This is a genomic window from Gimesia chilikensis (genome assembly GCF_008329715.1).
Classification (GTDB): domain Bacteria; phylum Planctomycetota; class Planctomycetia; order Planctomycetales; family Planctomycetaceae; genus Gimesia; species Gimesia chilikensis.
In genome coordinates, this window is record NZ_VTSR01000007.1 from 596,448 (window position 1) to 617,284 (window position 20,837).

A 20,837-nucleotide genomic window follows, 5' to 3' on the forward strand; every position below is an offset into this window, starting at 1 on the left:
AGCCGCCGCATATCATGAGTTTGCCTGTTCGACAATTTCACGATCAGGAGATCCTGCAGGCCCGGGGTCCGAAAAACCAAGTCTCGCAGTTCCGACCCTATGCATTTCTGAATGAACGAGAGGCGTCCGCCGCAGGTCATCCGGTGGAGATTTCGACGATCTTCCTGACGAACCGTGAATGCCCTTTTCGCTGCCTGATGTGCGACCTCTGGAAGAATACGACAGATGATCGCGTTTCCCCGGGCGCCATTCCTGAGCAGATCCGCTACGCCCTGAAACAGCTGCCCCCTGCCAGCCAGGTCAAGCTTTACAACAGTGGTAATTTCTTCGACGCCAAAGCGATTCCCCCTGAGGACCTGCCTGAAATCGCGGAACTGATCCAGCCGTTTGAACGTGTAATCGTAGAGAATCATCCCCTGCTCTGCAATCAGGCCTGCCCGGAGTTCCAACAACAGATCCCCGGCCAACTGGAAATCGCGCTGGGACTGGAGACGATTCATCCCGATGTCCTACCTGCTCTCAACAAGCGAATGACCTTAGACGACTTTGCCCGGGCTGTTTTTTTTCTGAGCGAGAACAATATTAAGGTCCGTGCGTTCATTCTGCTGAAACCGCCGTTTCTAGAGGAAACAGAGGGCGTTGAATGGGCGATTCGCTCTGTCGAATATGCATTTTCACTCGGCGTCAGTTGTTGTGCCATCATTCCCACTCGACCGGGGAACGGCATGCTTGAGCATCTGCAGTCCACAGGCGAGTTTTCTATTCCTCAACTTTCTTCAGTTGAAAGTGTGCTGGAACACTGCCTGCAATTACGTCAGGGGCGGGTGCTGATGGATCTCTGGGATCTGGAGTCACTGTATGCTGATGAATTCAATCTAACGCAACGACTGGATCGATTGTCTCAGATGAACCTGACGCAGACCGTCATTCCTTCAGTCTGACACCTTAGTCCTCACCCAGCAGCGCCAGAAATTCATCTTCCGAAAGAACGGGTACCTCCAACGACTGTGCTTTCGTCAGCTTACTGCCGGCATTCTCCCCCGCTACCAGGTAATCAGTTTTCGAAGATACCGATCCCGAGGCCTTGCCTCCGTGTTTCTCGATGAACTCCTTAGCTTGATCACGGGTAAATCGCGATAGAGTGCCGGTGACAACCACTGTCTTACCTTCGAGGGCACCAGCGGGTTTATCGTCTTTGGAAACCGGAGTCCCCATATTGAGCCCCTCTTCCTTGAGATCTGCAATCAGCTTTTGACCGAAATCGGAATGGAAGAAGTTATACACAGAGGCTGCAATCACGGGACCGATCTCATTCACATCCGCCAGGTCTTCCTCGCTCTGTTTCGTAATCTCGTCGATAGTTCCAAATTCCCGTTCGAGAATCCGGGCATTACTGGCCCCCACATGCCTGATGTTCAGCCCCGTGAGTAACCGCCAGAGCGGCTGCTGCTTGGAACTTTCGATGCCAGCCAGCAGATTATCGATCGACTTTTCTCCCTGGCGTTCGAGGTTAATCAGATCTTCGTAATGTTCGTCGAGGCGATAGATGTCGGCCAGCCCCTTGAGCAATCCGGATTCCAGCAACTGCTCGATCATCTTGATGCCCATGCCTTCGATATCCATCGCCTGGCGCGAAGCATAATAGCGGAGAGTCTCACGCACGGTAGCGGGGCATTCCGGATTAGGACAGCGAATGTAAACTCCCCCTTCATCCTGAACCAGTTCCGTATTACATTCAGGGCAATGCGTGGGGAATTCGAGTTCCTGCTGCGAACCGTCCCGGCGGTGCTCTTCCACACGCACTACGTGTGGAATGATTTTGCCAGCTTTTTCCACGACGACCCAGTCGCCGATTTGAATCCCCAGCCGCTGCATTTCATCGCGGTTGTGCAGACTGGCCCGAGAAACTGTGGTCCCTGCGATCTGAACCGGTTCCAGGTTAGCTACCGGAGTCACCGTTCCGGTTTTACCCACCTGGAAGACGATCGACTCTGCCCGGGTGACCGCTTCATATCGTTCCCATTTATACGCCACGACCCACCGCGGGCTCTTGGATGTATTGCCCAGTTGATCGCGCTGATCAAAGCGATTGACCTTAAGCACAATCCCGTCAACTTCGAAGTCGAGCGAATGCAGGTCATCCATCATGGTCTGGGCGTGTTCCATGGTCTTTTCCAGGTTGGGAAAAGCCTTAACGTTGGGTGTCGCCGGGATTCCCATTTCTTGAATCGCGTCGAGATATTTGACGTGTGTCTGAAAATCAACACCTTCAACCGCTCCGATGCCGTGAGCAAAGAAACGGATTTTCCGTTTTGCACACAGTTTCGGGTCCAGCAGTTTCAAACCGCCTGCTGTCGTGTTGCGCGGGTTGGCAAAAGGTTCTTTCCCCTGCTCCTGCATTTCAACATTGAGCACCTGGAAATCGGAATTGCTGATGTAGGCTTCTCCTCGGATTTCCAGCAGCGCGGGAGGCTTTTTCGCATTCAGGCGCAGAGGAACTCCACCAATGGTGCGGACGTTGTGGGTGATGTCATCTCCAGACTGGCCATCACCGCGGGTCACCCCCTGTACAAGGTGCCCGTTTTCATAGACCAGGGAGACTGCGACACCGTCAATTTTATACTCGGCCGTCAGTTCGACCTGCTCTTCCCCAAGCAGTTTGCAGATGCGGGTTTCAAAATCCTTGAGACCATCCAGTTCAAAGATGTTGTCGATCGAGAGCATCGGCAGACGATGCGCGATCGTCTGGAACCCCTCTATCGGTGCCCCACCCACTTTTTTAGTGGGGCTGTCGGGGGAATCAAACTCCGGATGCGCTTCCTCAAGCTGCTCCAGCCGCTTCATCATCTTATCGAATTCGCGGTCGGATATTTCCGGCTTCGCCTGAATGTAATACAGCCGGTTATGATGCTCGAGCTGCTGACGCAGCTCTTCAATTTCTTTTTGAACGCTCATGGAAATATCCGCAATGAATCAGGGGAAGCGCGGGCAGGTCAGGAGTCAGATTCTTTGAGCAGTTTTTCCTGTTCCGCCTGTTTGAGGTCGGCTTCGACCATCAGGCGTGCGAGTTCTTCGAAGGTGACTTTGGGCTCCCATTTGAGCTTTTCACGGGCTTTGGTGGGATCCGCACAGAGCAGTTCGACTTCTGCAGGCCGATAAAACTGTGGATCGATTTCAACATATTTTCGCCAGTCGAGTCCGACAGAACCGAAGGCGGCTTCCAGAAATTCACGAACCGAATGCGTTTCGCCGGTTCCGATTACGAAGTCATCCGGTTTCTCCTGCTGGAGAATCAGCCACATCGCTTCGACATAATCGCCGGCGAAACCCCAGTCCCGCTTCGCGTCGATATTTCCCAGATAAAGTTTGTCCTGGATCCCGAGTTTGATGCGGGCGATCGCCTTGGTAATCTTGCGGGTTACAAAGGCTTCCCCCCGTCGCGGCGATTCGTGATTAAACAGAATGCCGTTACAGGCAAACATGTTGTAAGATTCGCGATAGTTAATCGTCAACCAGTAGGAGAAGACCTTGGCACAGGCGTACGGGCTGCGGGGATGGAATGGCGTGGTCTCGCTCTGAGGGGTCTCAACGACCTTACCGAACATCTCGCTGGAAGATGCCTGGTAGAAACGGACCTGCTTGCCCTTCTGCTGTTCATAATACCGAATCGCATCCAGTAGACGCAGAGTGCCGACACCTGTGACTTCCGCGGTGTATACAGGAATGTCAAACGAAAGACGAACGTGACTCTGGGCGGCCAGGTGATAGACTTCATCGGGCTTGACCCGATCCAGTATTTCATTCAGATTCGAGCCTTCTGCGAAATCACAGTAATAGCAGTTTTGAGGGGGTTCGCCGATCCCCGGCTTACTGCAGGATGTGATTCCATGGACTTCATAGTCTTTGCTTTCCAGAAACCGGGAAAGGTAATATCCATCCTGGCCGTTAATTCCAGTGATCAGGGCAACTCGACTCACGACACGAATCCTCTATGTAAACACTTTGATGGTAGTAAAAAAGGCTGGATCTTCCGCCAGCATCTGCAAGTTTAGTGGTTTTCCCCCAAATCGCAACGGTTGAATGACAGCCTGTTGAAAGCGATCTATTTACCATCCTGATTCTGGGCCGACCGGTGCCCCTTGATGTAGTATTTCAGAATTTCCCAGCGTCTGATGACCCCCAGCATACGATGCGGCTGTTCGCGTGAAACGACCGGCAGACAATCGTAGGAACCTTCGCGAAATTTGCTCCAGACCCGTGCCAGGGAATCGTCGGGATAAACAACGGTTTCCAGATTATTCGCCAGGTCAGCCGCGCGGACCAGGGAACCAATCTTGGGATCAAACAGGGTATTACTCAGGTCCTGATAGCGAATGACCCCCACGACCTCTTCATTTGGACCAATCACGGGGAATGTATTGTCGTGGCTGTGTTCGATAAACGAAATCACTTCGTTAAACGTTGCTGTCTGGGCAATGCCCTTGACGTTTTTCCGATAAAGCTGTTCGACCAGAATCTGATCGGGAGGCTGATCGATCTCAGATAACAGGCCGAAAGAAACCAGGAAACGGCGGATCATCGATTGGAATTCGCTGATCGGATCGCCGGCGGTATGATGAATCGCATGGATCAGTGGGACTTCCCCTGCCCGCAGGACTGACTGGCGAATCATGATGGGTCCGACAATTTCGAAGAAGACCACCGATCCCAGAATGATGGTCTGCAAGTGACCGCCCAACACGGGATCCCGACTCACAGCGATTGCTGAAAGCGCGATCGCAGCTCCCGCCTGGGCAAACAGGGCGGTCCCCAGCCAGATTGAGACTTCGGGTTCTTCTCCCCGCATCCGGGCCGGTATAAAAATACCGATGTATTTGCCGACCAGACGCAGCACGATGTAACTGCCCCCGATCAACCCGGCTTCAATAAACTGCTGTGGTTTGAGTTCCGCTCCGTGAATGATAAAAAACAGCACACAGAGGAAACCAGTCAACGGGTACAACTCGGCTTCGACTTTCGGAACATCCTCTTCAGCCAGTGAGTTCGCGACTGTGAAACCCATCGCCAGAAACGTCAGCATATAGGGTACGCCTGTCGTGCGACATAAGCCGAGTGCCAGCGCAATCAGACCGATAAACATGATCAGACGACGGCTGCCTTTGATGATGGAACTGCCGTAGCTGATCATCAGGCCGCCGAAGACGCCGATGAATACGGAACCGAAAATATCAAGCAGGAGATGTCCCAGTTGGGGCAGCACAGAGGCATGCGCACTGTCCCCCTGCAGAAAGAAGACAGCCACAAAAATGACTTCGAAGGCGATGATGGAAATCAGATTGTTGAGGGCCACCAGGATCCCGGTGTATTCTGAAATTGGCCCCTCAGACTGCATTTCCTTCAGTACGAGAATCGTCGTCGCCGGTGCAGTAGCAATCGCGAGCGCTCCGAGCAGAATTGCCGCTCCCGGAGATTCCCCTACCAGCAGCAGCCCCACGAATACAATGAAAAAAGTGCCGAGGACCTCTCCAATCGAAAGCGGTAAGACTCGTTTGAACAGGCGACGCAGACGGGAGAGAGTGAAGTGATTCCCCAACCCGAACAGAACCAGTGCCATGGCCAAGTCCGTCAGCGGCTTGAGCTCTTCCAGGTGTTCATGGGGAATCAAATCCAGAATTGCTGGCCCCAGGATCACTCCGATCAACAGATAGGCGGTCACCTTGGGCAGGCGAAAGAGCTCTCCCAGGGTACCTGCCAGCAAACCCGCTGCTAGAAAGATACCCAGAGTAAAGATGATATGCCATGAGCCCATTCGAACGTCCTGTTCTAGAGGTGATGAAATTGATTACGGGCCGATTATAGCAGATTAGGGTGAGCGGTCGATCCTGAACCCGGCTCTCCGGCCTTAAAAAAATGATAGTAAACTATTATCAGATATCAAGTTCGAGCTAACGCTATTTCACCCCTTATTCATCGAGAAGCCGCCTGGGCCTGGTGAGACGATCAGTCCAGATTCATGGTCACCGTCTTCAATTCTGTATAGTTGGCCAGCCCGGCCGCACCCAACTCACGCCCGATGCCACTCCGTTTGAATCCACCAAAGGGAGCGGCAGCATCAAACACATCGTAGCAGTTCACCCAGACGGTTCCGGCCTTGATACTCTGAGCCATGAGGTGTGCTTTTTTCACATCACTGGTCCAGACCGCTGCCGCCAGCCCAAACTGGGTGTTGTTGGCTCGCGTAATGACTTCATCCAGGCTTTTGAACGGAAGAATGCTCATTACCGGCCCGAAAATTTCATCGGTGGCAATCGGCATATCATCGGTCACCTGATCGAAGACCGTCGGCTCTACAAAATAGCCTTTCTCGCCAAACCGGGAACCACCAGTTACGCATTTTGCCCCGGCTTCGGTCCCTTTCTGGATGTAGCTCAGAATCTTCTCCATCTGTGCCTGATCGACCTGTGGGCCTTGAGTGGTTTCGGGATTGAGAGGATCTCCCAGCTTACGGGCCGAGGCTCTCTTGACAATCTTGGCCACGAATTCCTCATGAACGGCCTCTTCAACGAACAGTCGACTGCCGGCACAACAGCACTGCCCCTGGTTGAAGAACAACCCGAACTCAGCCCCCGCGACAGCAGCGTCCAGATCGCTGTCGGCGAAAACGACATTCGGACTTTTCCCTCCCAGTTCAAATGTCAGGCGTTTCAGGGTCTGGGCTGCATCCGCCATGATGATTTTGGCGGTCGCATCTTCCCCTGTGAAGGCAATCTTATCGACATCCGGATGCTTGACTAAAGCGGCCCCTGCAGTGGGACCGTAACCAGGTACCACATTGATGACTCCCGGTGGATAACCGGCCTCCATCGCCAGTTCCGCCAGACGCAGGCAGGAAAGCGGCGTCTGTTCTGCCGGCTTCATGACGATTGTGCAACCGGCCGCCAGAGCAGGTGCCCATTTCCAGGCAACCATCAGTAATGGAAAGTTCCAGGGAATGATCTGACCGGCGACACCAATGGGTTCCCGTCGGGTGTAGCAGAAATGGTTGCCGCGAATTGGAATGGTCGTGCCTTCGATCTTGTCTGCCCAGCCGGCATAGTACCGCAGGCAGTCAATCACCAGAGGCAGGTCTGCAGCACGACTGTCTCGAATGGGTTTGCCGTTATCCAGAGACTCCAGCGCAGACAGCTCTTCAATGTTTTCTTCAATCAGGTCGGCCAGACGGTACATCAGCCGCCCTCGATCCCGGGCATCCATCTTCGACCAGGGTCCTGTTTCAAAAGCAGCCCTGGCAGCTTTAACGGCCAGATCGATGTCAGCTGCATCCCCTTCCGCTACTTCTGCGATGATTTCTTCTGTAGCCGGATTGACTGTCGCAAAGGTTTTCCCGCTGACCGCATCGCGCCATTCACCATCGATCAGTAACTGAGTTCTGCGAATCTGGGGAGTAGCTGCTACGGTATCTAAAGCGCCTGTGGCCATGACGTGATCTCCTGAGGTTCTAGCGAGCGTAATTGGATCAGGAACAAAGGTTGTTCATCAACAGACACTAAAGACAGGTCTGCTCTACCCTTACATTCTGATGTTTTTTGCTCTGCTTCTCAAGAGGGATGTGGGACTGCGCGCAGAATTCACGCAGTGAGAGTGATTCTTATCAGAAACGACTGACTTAGATGGCCCGCAGAATCGCGGCAGCACTCTGACCAAAGGATGTACGGCTGACCGACATCGTCGTTGGTGTAATGAGCGGCCGCACTTCACCGTGCACGATATCCAGGTTACACAATGGATCCGGCGTTTCGTAGTTCAAGGTGGCTGGAGTTGCACCATGCCGCAGCGACAGAATACTGGCTGCGAGTTCAACAGCTCCAGAGCCGGCATCGAAGTGACCGAAGTAGCTCTTCAGTGCGGTAATCGGGATCTTCACCGCATCATCGCCGAACAGACGATGATAAGCACGTGCTTCTACCTGATCGTCGATCTTCGTGCTCTTACCATGGGCATTGATGTGCCCCAGTTCGGAAGGTCTGATTCCTGCCTGACGGACAGCCGATTCAACAGCCCGCATCAGGCCGGTATCGTTCTGCTCGTCTGAACTGCCATCACAGCCGGCACCGAGTCCGATTACTTCCGCATAGATTTCAGCACCGCGGCGAACGGCGTGATCGTAGTTTTCGACCACGAAAGCTGCAGCACCTTCACCGAGAATCGTACCATTGCGATCACGATCGAATGGACGACAGGCACGTTTGGGATCTTCATCGCGTGACAGCAGATCGATGAGATTCTTCCGGGACAGATCGACGGGGTTGATGTTGGAGGTACAGGCTCCGACAACCATGCAGTCGACTGCACCACGCTTGATCCATCGCATCGCTTCAGCCAGAGCCAGTAAGGCAGAAGAGTCCTGGCTGGTAATCGTGTTATTCGGTCCTTGGGCGTTATGCTCGATTGAAATATGGCAGGCAGGCATGTTGGGAAGTTGTCGCAGCATCCAAAGTGGAGTGATCTGCCCCAGAACATCCTCACCCCAACGGGTGACCTCGAATGAATCATCTGCGGCACAACGGTTGACGGCCTCGACCAGTTCATCGGGAGTCGTCGGAATATGACCGGCACCAAAGGAGACACCAAAACGCTCAGGATCGACGTTTCCCCGCTTGATACCTGCGTTTTTCACAGCATCGGAAGCAGCAGACACCCCAAGCTGGATGTCGCGTGACATGACTTTGATGAATTTCTTGTTGTAGAGGTGCTCGTCCGGATTGAAGTCTTTGACTTCTGCAGCCAGTTTGGACGGAAGATTCTCGATCGGAATTGATTGCAGACGATCAATCCCCGAAACACCTGAACATATATTGCGCCAAAAACTGTCTATGCCGATACCAATTGGAGATACAACTCCAATTCCGGAAATGACCACGCGCGTTTGATTTGACCCAGCCATCTTAGCCTGACCCTTAATTTCCTACAGAGAAACAATTCCAGTCCCTTTTACGAACTGTTTCAGCCTATAGTTATAAGATCTACGTAACTCTCGACTTAACACATTCTGTATCAAGCAAATGGAGAATTACCACTGCAGCTTATCTCGAGTTCCTTCTCCTGTTTTATTATCGGAAAAAGGCAACCCAAAATCTGAGAGTGATCTCAAACCCCGCTTAATATCCCTTAAAGTAGTCAGATTTAACAAGTTATATCGCTATAACCGGTTAGCAGGCCAGTTGGCAAAAAGGTGAGACTTAATTCCGGACTGCGCCCGCAGAACTCAAGGAAGGTGCTATAAAAGCAAGGTGGAATGAGAGGTAAAACTCCCGTTTCAGGTTGGAAATCCTTTTCACAGTTTTGAGTGAAATCCATCCAGAACTAATAATATAATTGAGGTCCCCTTCAATCATACCTGGTTTCTGGTAGATACCAATCAAGGTGTATTACACACTTCCCAGACAAATTTGTCAAGCGAATTCACAGAAAAGCCGCCCTGAACGGTACTTTCAGCCTGACTGCCAGAGTTTGACACTTCAGCAGCCAGGCCGTCAATTATGCATCGATAATTTCAAAAATCGCCTCTACTTCAACAGCCACACCTGTAGGCAGAGCCGCAAAACCGAGTGCACTGCGGGCGTGGTAACCATCGCCGGTCTTGCCGTAGAGCTCGTGGAACAGATCAGAAGCACCATTAATCACCAGGTGCTGATCGGTAAAATCAGGAGTCGAGTTGACGCAGCCCAGCAGCTTGATGACCCGCAGTCCATCGAGTGTTCCGTGCTCATCCCGAACTGACCGTAGAATCTTGACGGCACAATCGCGGGCCGCAGCAATCCCTTCTTCGAGACTTACGTTTTCACCCAGACGTCCTTTCTGATCACTCACATGACCAGAAGTCATCAACAGGTTACCGGTACGAATACAGAGATTGAGATACCCAGGTTCAATTGGCTCAAAATTCAGACCCAGTTCAGCAGCTTTCTGCTCAGCGGACATAGTCGACTCCTTCAGGAAAGAACATTTAGTAATTCATTCCGCGTACTTTAGAAGGATTGTCCCCGATTTACAATCGAGGTGACTCAGATAAAGAACTGGAAGTCCCCCGCCGGAGGGAAGGCATTTTGAAAATGCTGAATTTCAGGCTGCTTCTGTTCTGCCTGCCAGAGAATGGAGATCACATCGAACCGCGCGGGATGTTTCAGCAGGCCGTGCTTTTTAAGAAAGACGCCTGCCAGACGGGTCAGCTGTTTCTGCTTTTGTCCTGTTACGGACTCGAAGGGCTGACCTTTCGCGGTTGATTTCCTGGTTTTGACTTCGACAAAGACGACCGTTTCCTGATCGAGGGCGATAATGTCGATTTCGCCGAGTTCAGTGCGATACTGTCGAGCAAGAATCTGATAACGGTTTTGTTTCAGATAGCGGACGGCGGCACGCTCACCCCGATCACCCAGAAATCTGCCAAACCAGTTTCCAGCCATAAGCAGCCTCTTCGACAAGGGGCAGGCTCAATCGCAAGTGCGCACCAGAACGTCTAACAGCAGCACTGCTGCAGTGACAGTGCTGCTGTTTCTGTTTCGATCGATTACTCGCCGTCTCTTTTGGCGCGACGCTCAGTCAGACGGGTTGCTTTACCAACGCGATCGCGGAGGTAGTACAGTTTGGCGCGACGAACGCGACCGTGCCGTTTGACATCCAGTTTGGCGATTTTGGGAGAGTGCACAGGGAAAATTCGCTCTACACCTTCACCGGCTACGATGCGACGAACGGTGAAGTTTTCACGGGTTCCGCTGCCGCGACGGGCAATCACAACACCAGTGAAAACCTGGATGCGTTCCTTGTTACCTTCCTTGATACGGGTATGCACGTCGACGGTATCGCCGATTTCGAACTCAAGCGGCTCTTCACGAAGGCTTGATTCTTCTACTTTTTTCAATAATTCCTGCATGACTTCAAGTCCTCTTGGCACGCCTGACTGACTCTGAATGAGCCCCTGGGAACGTGCTGTTTACATTAAAAAATCAGGTTGAATTTGATTCCGACTCAGTGAGAAGATCATTTCGTCGCTCGCGAGTTCGCTGCAGACTCTGCTCATGCCGCCAGCGCGCAATCTCCTGATGATTTCCACTTAATAATACTTCCGGAACTTCCATTCCACGAAAGTTTTGAGGCCGCGTGTACTGCGGATATTCGAGCAGTCCCGATTCCGAAAAGGAATCATACTTGGCACTGCTCTCGTCTCCGAGTACTCCGGGTATGAGCCGGATCACAGTCTCGATAATCAACATGGCCGGGACTTCCCCTCCGTTGGTGATGAAGTCGCCTGCCGAAATTTCCATTGGCTCCAGACCAATGCGGATCCGTTCGTCGAACCCCTCGTATCTTCCACACAATAAGGTGAGCTGCCGTTCCTGGGATAACTCCTGGGCCAGTTTCTGATTCAGTGTTTTCCCCTGGGGGGTCAACATGATCAGCTTACCGGGTTCCGGAACCACCTGTTGAACATGCTCGACACATTGATAGACCGTGTCACAGCCTATCAGCATCCCTGGTCCACCGCCGTAAGGGCGATCATCTACCGAGGCATGCTTGTCTGTTGCCCAGTCCCTGAAATTCCAACGCTGAATTTCGACCAGTTGATTTTGAATCGCCCGCTTGAGCAACCCCTGCTCAAGATAGCTGTCAAACAGTTCGGGAAACAAAGTCAGAATATCAAATCGCATAATGCTCACTCACAGAGCAAAACGTCAGGGCTGACGCAGACCTTACTCTTCTGTCGGGGTTTCTTCAGCAGCGGTCTCTTCTGCAGGTGCTTCAGCTGTTTCAGCTGATTCGCCAGCTTCTGCTTCCGGTTCGGGAGCAGGAGGTTCTTTGGGAGCCTGCATGGGAGCCGGTGCCGCAGCGGAACCGAATTTGTTTTTCTTGACCTTCTTGATCAGTGTTGCCACATTTTCGGAAGGTTTTGCACCAACTGACATCCAGTAGTCAACACGTTCCATGTCGATCGAGACGCGCTGTGCTTTGTCAGCGACGGAAGTGTCATAGGTACCAATTTCTTCGATCGCTTCACCGTCACGTTGTTTGCGTGAATCCATTACACAAATACGATAGAACGGGCGATGTGTCCGGCCCATTCTTTTCATACGAATTCGAACTGCCACAAATTTCTCCTTTAGGATACTAACTCTAAACTTTGGAAGATACAAAAATTGAATTCAATTGAGATCGCCTCTGAATCAGCGATTCTTTTTTCGCTGTTTCTTTTTGGCTTTTTTGTCTTTTTTTCGTTTCTCACGCAGCTTGTTGATATCACCACCACGCTTGCTGCGTTCTTTTTTCTTGGTCATGCCTCCCATGGGGTCCATCATGCCCCCGGAAGAGAGCTCGCGCATCGCTTTCATCTTGTCACGCATGCCCATGCCGGCCATTTTCTGCATCATGCCGGCCATGTTGTTGAAATCCTTGACCAGACGACTGATATCCGAAGGATCGGAGCCACTTCCCATGGCAATCCGGCGGCGACGGCTGTGATCGATCAGTTCGGGATTTTCCCGTTCTGCGGGAGTCATCGAACCGATAATCGCATCAATCCGCTTCATTTCCGCACCAGGGTCGACATCCGGATTTGTATCCAGCAGTCCCCCCACTCCGGGAATCATTTTCATGATTTCCCGCATGGGACCCATTTTGCGGATGGTCGCCATCTGCTTCTGGAAATCAGTCAGGGTAAATTTACCCTGTGCCATTCGGTTCTGGAGGTCGGCCGCTTCTTCTTCATTAAACTGCTGCTGCGCCTTCTCCACCAGAGAGACGACATCGCCCATACCCAGAATACGTCCTGCCATCCGGTCTGGGTGGAATGTTTCCAGGCGATCGAGGGCTTCTCCGACACCGATAAACTTGATGGGAACTCCGGTGACTTCCTTCACACTCAGAGCGGCACCACCACGGGTGTCACCATCCAGTTTGGTCAGAATGACGCCATCCAGTTCCAGCGCTTCGTTGAACGCTTTGGCACTGTTGACTGCGTCCTGACCTGTCATCGCGTCGCAAGCAAAAATGACCTGGTCGGGCTGGAGCTTACGTTCGATCTGCTCCAGCTCTTTCATCAGATCTTCGTCAATGTGCAGACGACCGGCGGTGTCGAGAATAACCGTATCGACATTCCCGAGCTTCTTCGCCTGACTGAGACCATTCTGACAGACTTTGACGGCGTTGTTTCCGTCCGGAGCCTCTGCATGAACCGGCACTTCTACCTGACCGGCAATGACTTTCAACTGTTCAATCGCCGCAGGACGCTGCAAGTCGGCAGCGACAAGCATTGGCTTACGTCCCTGCTCTTTCAGCAGGCGGGCCAGCTTACCACAGGTTGTGGTTTTACCACTCCCCTGCAGACCACACATCATAATGACGGTGATACCTGACTTTTTGAATTCGAAACCGGGTTCGACCGGGCCCATCAGGTTGATCAGTTCCTGGTGGACGATCCCGATGATCTGCTCATCAGGGCGAACGGCTTTCAGAACTTTTTCACCAACTGCCTGCTCGGTCACCCGATCAATAAAGCTGGTGGCTATTTCATAATTAACGTCTGCTTCCAGCAACGCCTGTCTGACCTGGCGCAACCCGTCCCTGATATTGCCTTCGGTGAGCTTTCCACCCCGGGCAAGACCGGTGAGTGCATCTTTCAGATTGGCAGTTAATCCTTCAAACACTTTAGATAACCAGACCGTTAAATGTTAATCGTGGGTGCATTTATCGCCTGGAAAAGCGATAAAAACAGTGCTTCAAATCAACTCGTTCTCGATGGAAACTGAGCGCCAACACGCAACGTAAGCCAAGCAATAACCGCAGGTTAAAACACGCGGAGACTGTCGATTTCGCTGTTGGTATTCATGAAGTTATGATGAGGCAATAACTTGCATCAAGCCGTGGAGTTTAAAAACTGACTGAACAATACACAACGGTTCCAGCCCACCTTTTTAAAATTCTTACCCCTTTTGGTCCACAGAATTCCTACAATGTTATACACAAGCCACAACATTCTGCAATAATGTCAGCAGGCAGCGAACTCTGTGTCAGCCGATTATCTGCCCCTGATGGGGCTGCAGCTGTTTTTTTGGATTTGTTGATCCCGGAAACCTTATAATCAGGCACCAGATCGTGTATGGTTCGTGATTGCGAAAGACTGCTCCCGCCTTAACTGGCCACCAGTACACAAGAACCGTCCAGCCTGCTATCGTGTCACGTCTTAATGAGTGTGACCACAATTCATCACCGGCAAGACCTGGTCAAACGATTCTGTCAGAGAACTATCCAAGTTGGAACGAAGAAAACGAAAATGAGTAACACACAAAACCTGTTTAACAAAGTCTGGGATTTACACGCTGTCAAAACTCTGGAATCCGGTCAGGATCAGCTGCTGATCGGCCTGCACCTGATTCATGAAGTGACCAGTCCTCAAGCTTTCGAAATGTTACGTGATCGCGGTCTTAAAGTTCTGTTCCCCGAACGGACTATTGCCACAGTCGACCACATCGTCCCTACTGAGAATCAGGCACGCCCCTTCGAAGACAACCTGGCAGAACAGATGATGTCCGCGATCGAGAAGAACTGTGCGGAATTCGGCGTTACGCTGCTGGACGTCTCCGATAACCGTCAGGGTATTGTGCACGTCGTTGGCCCGGAACAGGGACTGACACAACCCGGCATGACAATTGTCTGTGGTGACAGCCATACGAGTACTCACGGCGCTTTTGGTTCGATTGCACTGGGAATCGGAACCAGCCAGGTTGCCCATGTGCTGGCCACCCAGACCATGGCACTGGGACGTCCTAAAGTCCGTCAGGTCAAAGTGAACGGCGAACTTGGACCAGGCGTAACCGCAAAGGATGTAACCCTTTACATCATCCGCAAACTGGGCGTTCAAGGTGGTGTTGGATACGCTTATGAATATGCCGGCGACGTCTTCGACCGGATGACGATGGAAGAGCGGATGACGGTCTGCAACATGAGCATCGAGGGTGGTGCCCGCTGTGGATACATCAATCCCGACCAGACCACTGTCGACTACCTCCGGGGACGTCCGCATGCTCCTCAGGGAGAAGCCTTCGATAAAGCAGCCGAATGGTGGCTCAGTCTGGCCTCTGGTCCTGACGCCGAGTTTGATGATGTTGTTGAATTCGATGCAGCTGATATCGAACCTACCGTGACCTGGGGGATCACCCCCGCCCAATCCGTCGGCGTTTCTGAGTCACTGCCCGCTGTCTCCAGCTATCCTGCAGACGAGCAGACACTGATCAAAGAAGCCTATCGTTACATGGAACTCGAAGAGAACCAGCCGATCAAAGGCCAGAAGATCGACGTCGCTTTCATCGGCTCATGTACCAACTCGCGAATTTCCGACCTGCGTGAAGCAGCGAAAGTCGTCGAGGGACGGCATGTGGCTGAACACGTTAAAGCCCTCGTTGTTCCCGGCTCTCAGCTGGTTCGTAAACAGGCCATCGAAGAAGGGCTGGATAAAATCTTCATCGAAGCTGGCTTTGAATGGCGCGAAGCCGGTTGCTCCATGTGTCTGGCCATGAACCCGGACAAACTGGTGGGCAACCAGCTGTGTGCTTCTTCCAGCAACCGTAATTTCAAAGGACGACAGGGGAGCCCCACAGGCCGTACCCTGCTGATGAGCCCAACCATGGTTGCCGCTGCTGCCGTCAGTGGCTGCGTCACCGATGTCCGCGAACTGTCAGGTGCTGCTACCGCGTAATCCGTCACGCTCACAGGACCGTCCAACCTTACGAACAGCCAATTCCATTTAAGATATATTTGAAGACCGAATCATGACTAAAATTGAATCCGTAACCGGAACAGGTATCCCTCTGCTGCTGGATGACATCGATACAGACCGCATCATTCCCGCCCGTTTTTTGCGGTGCGTGACCTTTGAAGGTCTGGGAGAACATGCATTCGAAGATGATCGCCTGCAGGACCCCGATCATCCGTTCGATAAACCCCAATACCAGAACGCGTCCATCCTGATCGGCGGGCGTAATTTCGGCTGTGGCTCTTCGCGTGAACACGCCCCTCAGTCATTGATCCGCTGGGGAATCCAGGCGATTATCGCTGAGTCCTATGCAGAAATTTTCTTCGGAAACTGCACCTCACTGGGTGTGCCCGCCGTCTGTGCTTCGCGTAAAGCGCTGGAACAACTGGATCAGGCTGTGAAAGCCAATCCCGACCAGGAAATCACTGTCGACCTGCTGACGATGAAAGTTCGCTGTGGCGATCAGGAGTTCGATTGTACGCTGCCTGATAACGCACGTTCCGCCTTAACCACAGGTACCTACGACTTCCTGGCACAGCTGCTCAAGAGTACTGACGAGATCAAAGACCGGGCCGCTGATGTGCCTTACTTTACTTCGTTTGCCTGAGTCAACGCGTTCAGATCTCCGCCTGTTTCAGAACGGGCGGAGGTTTCGGTGTCTGTCAGGCAAGCGCACGACTTGACATACCCAAGATGTCCCCATGTCTGAAAAAAAAACGACAAGTAATCGGCGAGACTTTCTGACCGGCCGCGTCCTGAAACAGGCAGCGGAGCGGGTCGGTAATGATATTGCTGATTACCTGAATGATGCGACGGAAGATTTTGCGGCCCCCTCCGGCGGCTCGACAATCCGTCTGAGCACACGGGCCATGGCAACTGAGTTTGCGGTTGTCATGAACCCCGGCCCCAGTCAACAGGTGATGCACGCCTCCGATGCTCTGGACCTGATCCATGAGCTCGAACATCTGATGACCGTCTACAAGCCCACCAGTGAGATGTCGCGCGTCAATGCTCAGGCCGCGAACGGTGCCGTCTCCATGGATCCGCGACTGTTTGAAATTCTGGACCGCTCACGCGAAATCTGCGTTGATACGAAAGGTGGCTTCGATCCCTCCTCCGGGCCTTTGATTGCCCTCTGGCGGGAATGTCGCCTGCAAGGGCGGATTCCTACTGAAAAAGAAATTTCAGACTGCCTGTCCCACACGGGCATCGATCAGTTCGATTTTGACAACCTGGCCCACACCATCCGTTATCGCTCGCCCCAAAATGAACTCAACCTGGGAGGCATCGGCAAAGGCTATGCCCTGGACCAGGCAGGACGGTTTCTGCTCGATCAGGAACTGGAAGACTGGCTCTTCTACGGCGGCTTCAGCAGTATTCTGGCCAGGGGCACACACAATCAACTGCCAGGCTGGCCTGTGGGAATTAAAAACCCACTGTTTACCAGTCAGCGACTGGGGACGATTCTGCTCAAGGACTGCTCGATGTCGACCAGCGGTTCTTCCGTGCAGCACTTTCGGCATCAAGGGAAGCGTTACGGGCATATTCTCGACCCCAGAACCGGCTGGCCGGTCTCAGAATTACTGTCTGTAACGGTTATTGCCCCTGATGCAGCCCTGGCAGACGCACTTTCCACCGCTTTTTACGTAATCGGCATCGAAAAGGCTCTGGAGTATTGCGATAATCATACAGAAATCGGTACGATCTTAATTCCCCCGCCTGCGCATGGCAGAAAACTCTCCCCGGTGATTCGTGGAATCCCCAATGAGTTTCTGTTCCTGGACCGCGACCAATTGTTGTCATAACTGTTTGTCGCTATAAGGGAATCTTCAACAGAACAGACTGATTTCCGGCAATTGTTTTCTCTTCACCAGAGAAACCTGCCTGCCCTGTTCTGATGAATGCTGATCTCAGACAAGACAGCCAATGTCCTGTCGTCTTCAGCGTCGTCCGCCTGTCAGATTTCAGCACAGATTGTCTCTGCTGATCACACAGCGTCGCGACCACCATTACGGAAACACAAGCCAAACCCATAGAAATCCCCTAAAATCAAGAGGATTGACGAGTGCAAGATTTAAAGAAAATTACAGGGATTGCCATCCTGTTCATCGTTGTCTTACGCCTTTCCATCGGCTGGCAGCTGTTGTACGAAGGCATGTGGAAAATTGAAACGCTCAGTTCGACCAGGCCCTGGACCGCTGCAGGCTATCTGAATAATGCCAAAGGCCCTTTCCGCGATCAGTTCCGCGATATGACAGGCGACCCCAATGACCTGAACTGGCTGGATGCAGACAAAGTCAAAGCCAAGTGGACTGCCTGGGAACAACGTTTCCTGAACCACTACCCGAACCTGACCGACGAACAGAAGTCCCGTCTACACCAGATGATCCATGGCAATAAATATTTTGCTGCTAAACTGAGCGCCTTACCGCCTGAAGTCAAAATCGACGGCAGCCTTGGAAGCGTGGTCAGCTACGATCCTGAACGTCAGTTGCTGCTCATTGATGGTGAAAAGCACATCACACCTCGCGAAAAACAGCGACTGCAGTCGATGGTGCCCGTCAAAAAAGGCGCCGATGGTAAACTGACTGGCGGTACCGAACTCGATCGCGAGTTCTACGACGCTGTTGATAAGGCCTATGCTCGCTCCTCCCGTCTGAGCTACATCGAAAAGATGCAGGCTTCGCTGCGGGGTAACCCCGAACTGGCAGGGGAGATTGATGTCGAACAGGAAGGAACGATCGACGGAAAACGGATCGGTAAGATCGAACAGTACCAGATCGCCCTGGATCGCTACGAACAGAAACTGGCCAAGGCGGACCAGGACTACAAAGTCGATCATCTCAACAAAATCTGGTCTGAAATCCAGCAGATGAAAGGCGAACTGGTCAACCCGATTCGCGCCATGGAAGACGAAATGGAATCGGAAGCCCGGGAACTTCTGACTGCCGAGCAACTCGCAGCCGGACCGGTTCCACCAGAAAACACGCAAATTCATCGGGTCAACATGATGACCATCGCCAGCTTAACGGTTCTGGGCATCCTGTTGTTGATTGGACTGGGCACCCGCATCGCAGCCATCGCGGCAGCCGGCATGCTGCTTTCCTTCTATCTGGTAATGCCTCCCTGGCCGGGAGTTCCTGAAGCACCAGGTCCGGAACACAGCTTCATCGTCAACAAAAACCTGATCGAAGTCCTTGCCCTTTTGGCGATCGCTGCACTGCCGACAGGATCATGGTTTGGTATTGATGGACTGTTTTACCGATTTTTCCAGAAACGGAAAAAAACAGCGAATAAAGCCAGCTAAATCGGTACCAAGTAACGTAATAAGCAAAGGTACAGCTTACAAACGCCTTGTTTCCCACCTATAATAACCACTAAACCTTAAATTTCCTCCAATAAGGTAACACTTACGCGTTGCGTACCAGGGAGAACTAATATGAATTTGACACCTGAACAGGAACAAATCGGAAAAGACAACTTCAACGAAGCTGTCTCGTTTACTCGACGTGATTTCATCACGACCGCTGCTGCAGCGACAACTGGCCTGGGAGCCGCCTACTTCGGCTATGAGAAGCTCAAAGGTAAGCCGGTAAAAGTTGGTTTTATCGGCACCGGTGATGAAGGCAGCGTGCTTATCACACAACACCCGCCCGAATACATGGAGATCGTGGCGATTGCCGATCTGCGGCCTTCCAACCGCAAGAAAGCAATGCACGGTCACGGCAACGAACACCGCGTCGGCCTGATCAACAAACTGGGTGATGAAAAAGCAGCCAAAATCAAACAGTTTGATGACCATAAAAAACTGATCGCAGCCAAGGACCAGTTGGGTCTGGAAGCCGTTGTTATCGCTGTTCCTTTGAGTCAGCATGCTCCGATCGCCATGGCAGCTCTGGATGCAGGACTGCATGTGCTCTCAGAAAAACTGATGGCTCACAACATCACCGAGTGTAAAGAGCTTATCAAAAAAGCCCGCGAGAAAAACCTGCTGCTGGCTGTAGGTCACCAGCGTCATTACAGCGTTCTGTACGATAACGCCAACCAGCTGGTCAAAACCGGTCTGCTGGGTGATATTCGTCACATCCGCGCTCAATGGCACCGCAACAACAGCTTCCCCGGTCGTGACAGCTGGCGGAAAGGTGTCCCCAAAGAGGACAAAGCAGCCCTGGAGAAAGTAGTCCAGGAATACGGCTACGATAACATGGACGAACTCATCAACTGGCGTCTGTACAACAAAACCGGTGGTGGTCTGATGGCAGAGCTGGGTAGTCACCAACTGGATGCCTGCAGTATTTTCCTGGGTAAAGTTCATCCGCTGGCCGTTCAGGGTTACGGCGGGAAAAACTTCTACGGTGTCAAAGGCATCGGATCCAAGGACAAACAGGAAGATGATCGCGAGATCGACGATCACGTCTACGTGACCTTCGAATTCCCAGGTCCTCACTACGATCCGGAAACGAATCCGCGTGACATCTGCATCGTGACTTATTCCTCGATCAACACCAACCGCTGGGAACCTTACGGTGAAACCGTCCTCGGTAGCCGGGGAACCCTGATCATGAAAACCGAAAAAGAAGCACTGCTCTTCAAAGAAGCCAGTCCTTCTACCGGTGGTGGTGGTCCTGACCAGCGTCTGTGGGTCATCAAGTCCAGCGATGGAAGTGGCCCGGTTCTGGATGCGTACGAAACGACAGCACCTTCTGCTGCCGCTTCAGACACAACCAAAGCTATGGGCGACAAGATCAGCCGCGGCTATACAGAAGAGATGGAACACTTCTGCCACTGTATTCGTACCGACAACCACAAAGGTCCTCTCGAAGGCGGCCTGAAGTGTAACGGTACGGTCGCGATGGCAGATGCGATCATGGCACTCACAGCCAACCTGGCCATGAAACACAAAGTCCGCATCGAGTTCAAACCGGAATGGTTCGATCCCGATAACCCGGCCACACCGGAAGCCGACTTTGCAGATAAAACTGCCTGAGTGCGGTCTATTGAATTCCAACTCGAATTCGACAATGATTCAACAATG

Annotated in this window: 17 protein-coding genes; 6 read left to right on the top strand and 11 right to left on the bottom strand. The window is 52.3% G+C overall.

Features of this window, described 5'->3' with window-relative positions:
* Positions 1 to 14 precede the first annotated feature (14 nt).
* Positions 15 to 941, top strand: a complete 927-nt coding sequence (locus FYZ48_RS12020) for a radical SAM protein (protein ID WP_242022607.1) — start codon at positions 15 to 17, stop codon at positions 939 to 941.
* Between the two features lie 4 nt (positions 942 to 945).
* Here FYZ48_RS12020 and ligA read toward each other — a convergent pair whose 3' ends face one another.
* The 11 genes from ligA to ffh all read right to left on the bottom strand — a co-directional run bounded on the left by ligA (position 946) and on the right by ffh (position 13,697).
* Positions 946 to 2,955, bottom strand: coding sequence for an NAD-dependent DNA ligase LigA (gene ligA / locus FYZ48_RS12025; RefSeq protein ID WP_149340618.1), 2,010 nt, complete (start codon positions 2,953 to 2,955; stop codon positions 946 to 948).
* 38 nt (positions 2,956 to 2,993) lie between these two features.
* A complete protein-coding gene (gene gmd / locus FYZ48_RS12030; RefSeq protein WP_149340620.1) occupies positions 2,994 to 3,977 on the bottom strand; it encodes a GDP-mannose 4,6-dehydratase in 984 nt (327 codons plus the stop codon).
* Between the two features lie 125 nt (positions 3,978 to 4,102).
* Entirely contained in the window at positions 4,103 to 5,809 is a 1,707-nt protein-coding gene (locus FYZ48_RS12035) for a cation:proton antiporter domain-containing protein (protein WP_149340622.1), read from the bottom strand.
* Positions 5,810 to 6,000: 191 nt separating this feature from the next.
* The gene (locus tag FYZ48_RS12040) at positions 6,001 to 7,479 is read right to left on the bottom strand and encodes an aldehyde dehydrogenase family protein (RefSeq protein ID WP_149340624.1); all 1,479 of its coding nucleotides are present in this window, start codon (positions 7,477 to 7,479) and stop codon (positions 6,001 to 6,003) included.
* 187 nt (positions 7,480 to 7,666) lie between these two features.
* Positions 7,667 to 8,944, bottom strand: a complete 1,278-nt coding sequence (locus FYZ48_RS12045; protein WP_149340626.1) for a beta-ketoacyl-[acyl-carrier-protein] synthase family protein — start codon at positions 8,942 to 8,944, stop codon at positions 7,667 to 7,669.
* Positions 8,945 to 9,537: 593 nt separating this feature from the next.
* The gene (locus FYZ48_RS12050; RefSeq protein ID WP_145185582.1) at positions 9,538 to 9,981 is read right to left on the bottom strand and encodes a RidA family protein; all 444 of its coding nucleotides are present in this window, start codon (positions 9,979 to 9,981) and stop codon (positions 9,538 to 9,540) included.
* Between the two features lie 83 nt (positions 9,982 to 10,064).
* Entirely contained in the window at positions 10,065 to 10,463 is a 399-nt protein-coding gene (locus FYZ48_RS12055) for a YraN family protein (protein WP_149340628.1), read from the bottom strand.
* A 104-nt stretch (positions 10,464 to 10,567) separates the two neighbouring features.
* Entirely contained in the window at positions 10,568 to 10,930 is a 363-nt protein-coding gene (gene rplS, locus FYZ48_RS12060; RefSeq protein ID WP_145041361.1) for a 50S ribosomal protein L19, read from the bottom strand.
* A gap of 73 nt (positions 10,931 to 11,003) precedes the next feature.
* Positions 11,004 to 11,705: a tRNA (guanosine(37)-N1)-methyltransferase TrmD gene (gene trmD / locus FYZ48_RS12065; protein ID WP_145041362.1), complete on the bottom strand. Its 702-nt coding sequence runs from the start codon at positions 11,703 to 11,705 to the stop codon at positions 11,004 to 11,006.
* Between the two features lie 42 nt (positions 11,706 to 11,747).
* Entirely contained in the window at positions 11,748 to 12,143 is a 396-nt protein-coding gene (rpsP, locus tag FYZ48_RS12070) for a 30S ribosomal protein S16 (protein ID WP_145041363.1), read from the bottom strand.
* A 75-nt stretch (positions 12,144 to 12,218) separates the two neighbouring features.
* On the bottom strand, positions 12,219 to 13,697 hold the full coding sequence (gene ffh, locus FYZ48_RS12075; protein WP_149340630.1) for a signal recognition particle protein: 1,479 nt from the start codon (positions 13,695 to 13,697) through the stop codon (positions 12,219 to 12,221).
* 626 nt (positions 13,698 to 14,323) lie between these two features.
* On the opposite strand from ffh, the gene leuC reads away from it, so the two are divergent.
* The 5 genes from leuC to FYZ48_RS12100 all read left to right on the top strand — a co-directional run bounded on the left by leuC (position 14,324) and on the right by FYZ48_RS12100 (position 20,789).
* Positions 14,324 to 15,745, top strand: a complete 1,422-nt coding sequence (gene leuC, locus FYZ48_RS12080) for a 3-isopropylmalate dehydratase large subunit (RefSeq protein WP_149340633.1) — start codon at positions 14,324 to 14,326, stop codon at positions 15,743 to 15,745.
* Between the two features lie 73 nt (positions 15,746 to 15,818).
* On the top strand, positions 15,819 to 16,409 hold the full coding sequence (gene leuD, locus FYZ48_RS12085) for a 3-isopropylmalate dehydratase small subunit (protein ID WP_145041366.1): 591 nt from the start codon (positions 15,819 to 15,821) through the stop codon (positions 16,407 to 16,409).
* A 94-nt stretch (positions 16,410 to 16,503) separates the two neighbouring features.
* Positions 16,504 to 17,607 (top strand): FAD:protein FMN transferase, encoded by a 1,104-nt coding sequence (locus FYZ48_RS12090; protein WP_149340635.1) that lies wholly within the window; start codon positions 16,504 to 16,506, stop codon positions 17,605 to 17,607.
* Positions 17,608 to 17,867: 260 nt separating this feature from the next.
* Positions 17,868 to 19,109: a DoxX family membrane protein gene (locus FYZ48_RS12095; RefSeq protein WP_149340637.1), complete on the top strand. Its 1,242-nt coding sequence runs from the start codon at positions 17,868 to 17,870 to the stop codon at positions 19,107 to 19,109.
* A gap of 132 nt (positions 19,110 to 19,241) precedes the next feature.
* Positions 19,242 to 20,789, top strand: coding sequence for a Gfo/Idh/MocA family protein (locus tag FYZ48_RS12100; protein ID WP_145185607.1), 1,548 nt, complete (start codon positions 19,242 to 19,244; stop codon positions 20,787 to 20,789).
* Positions 20,790 to 20,837: the final 48 nt, after the last annotated feature.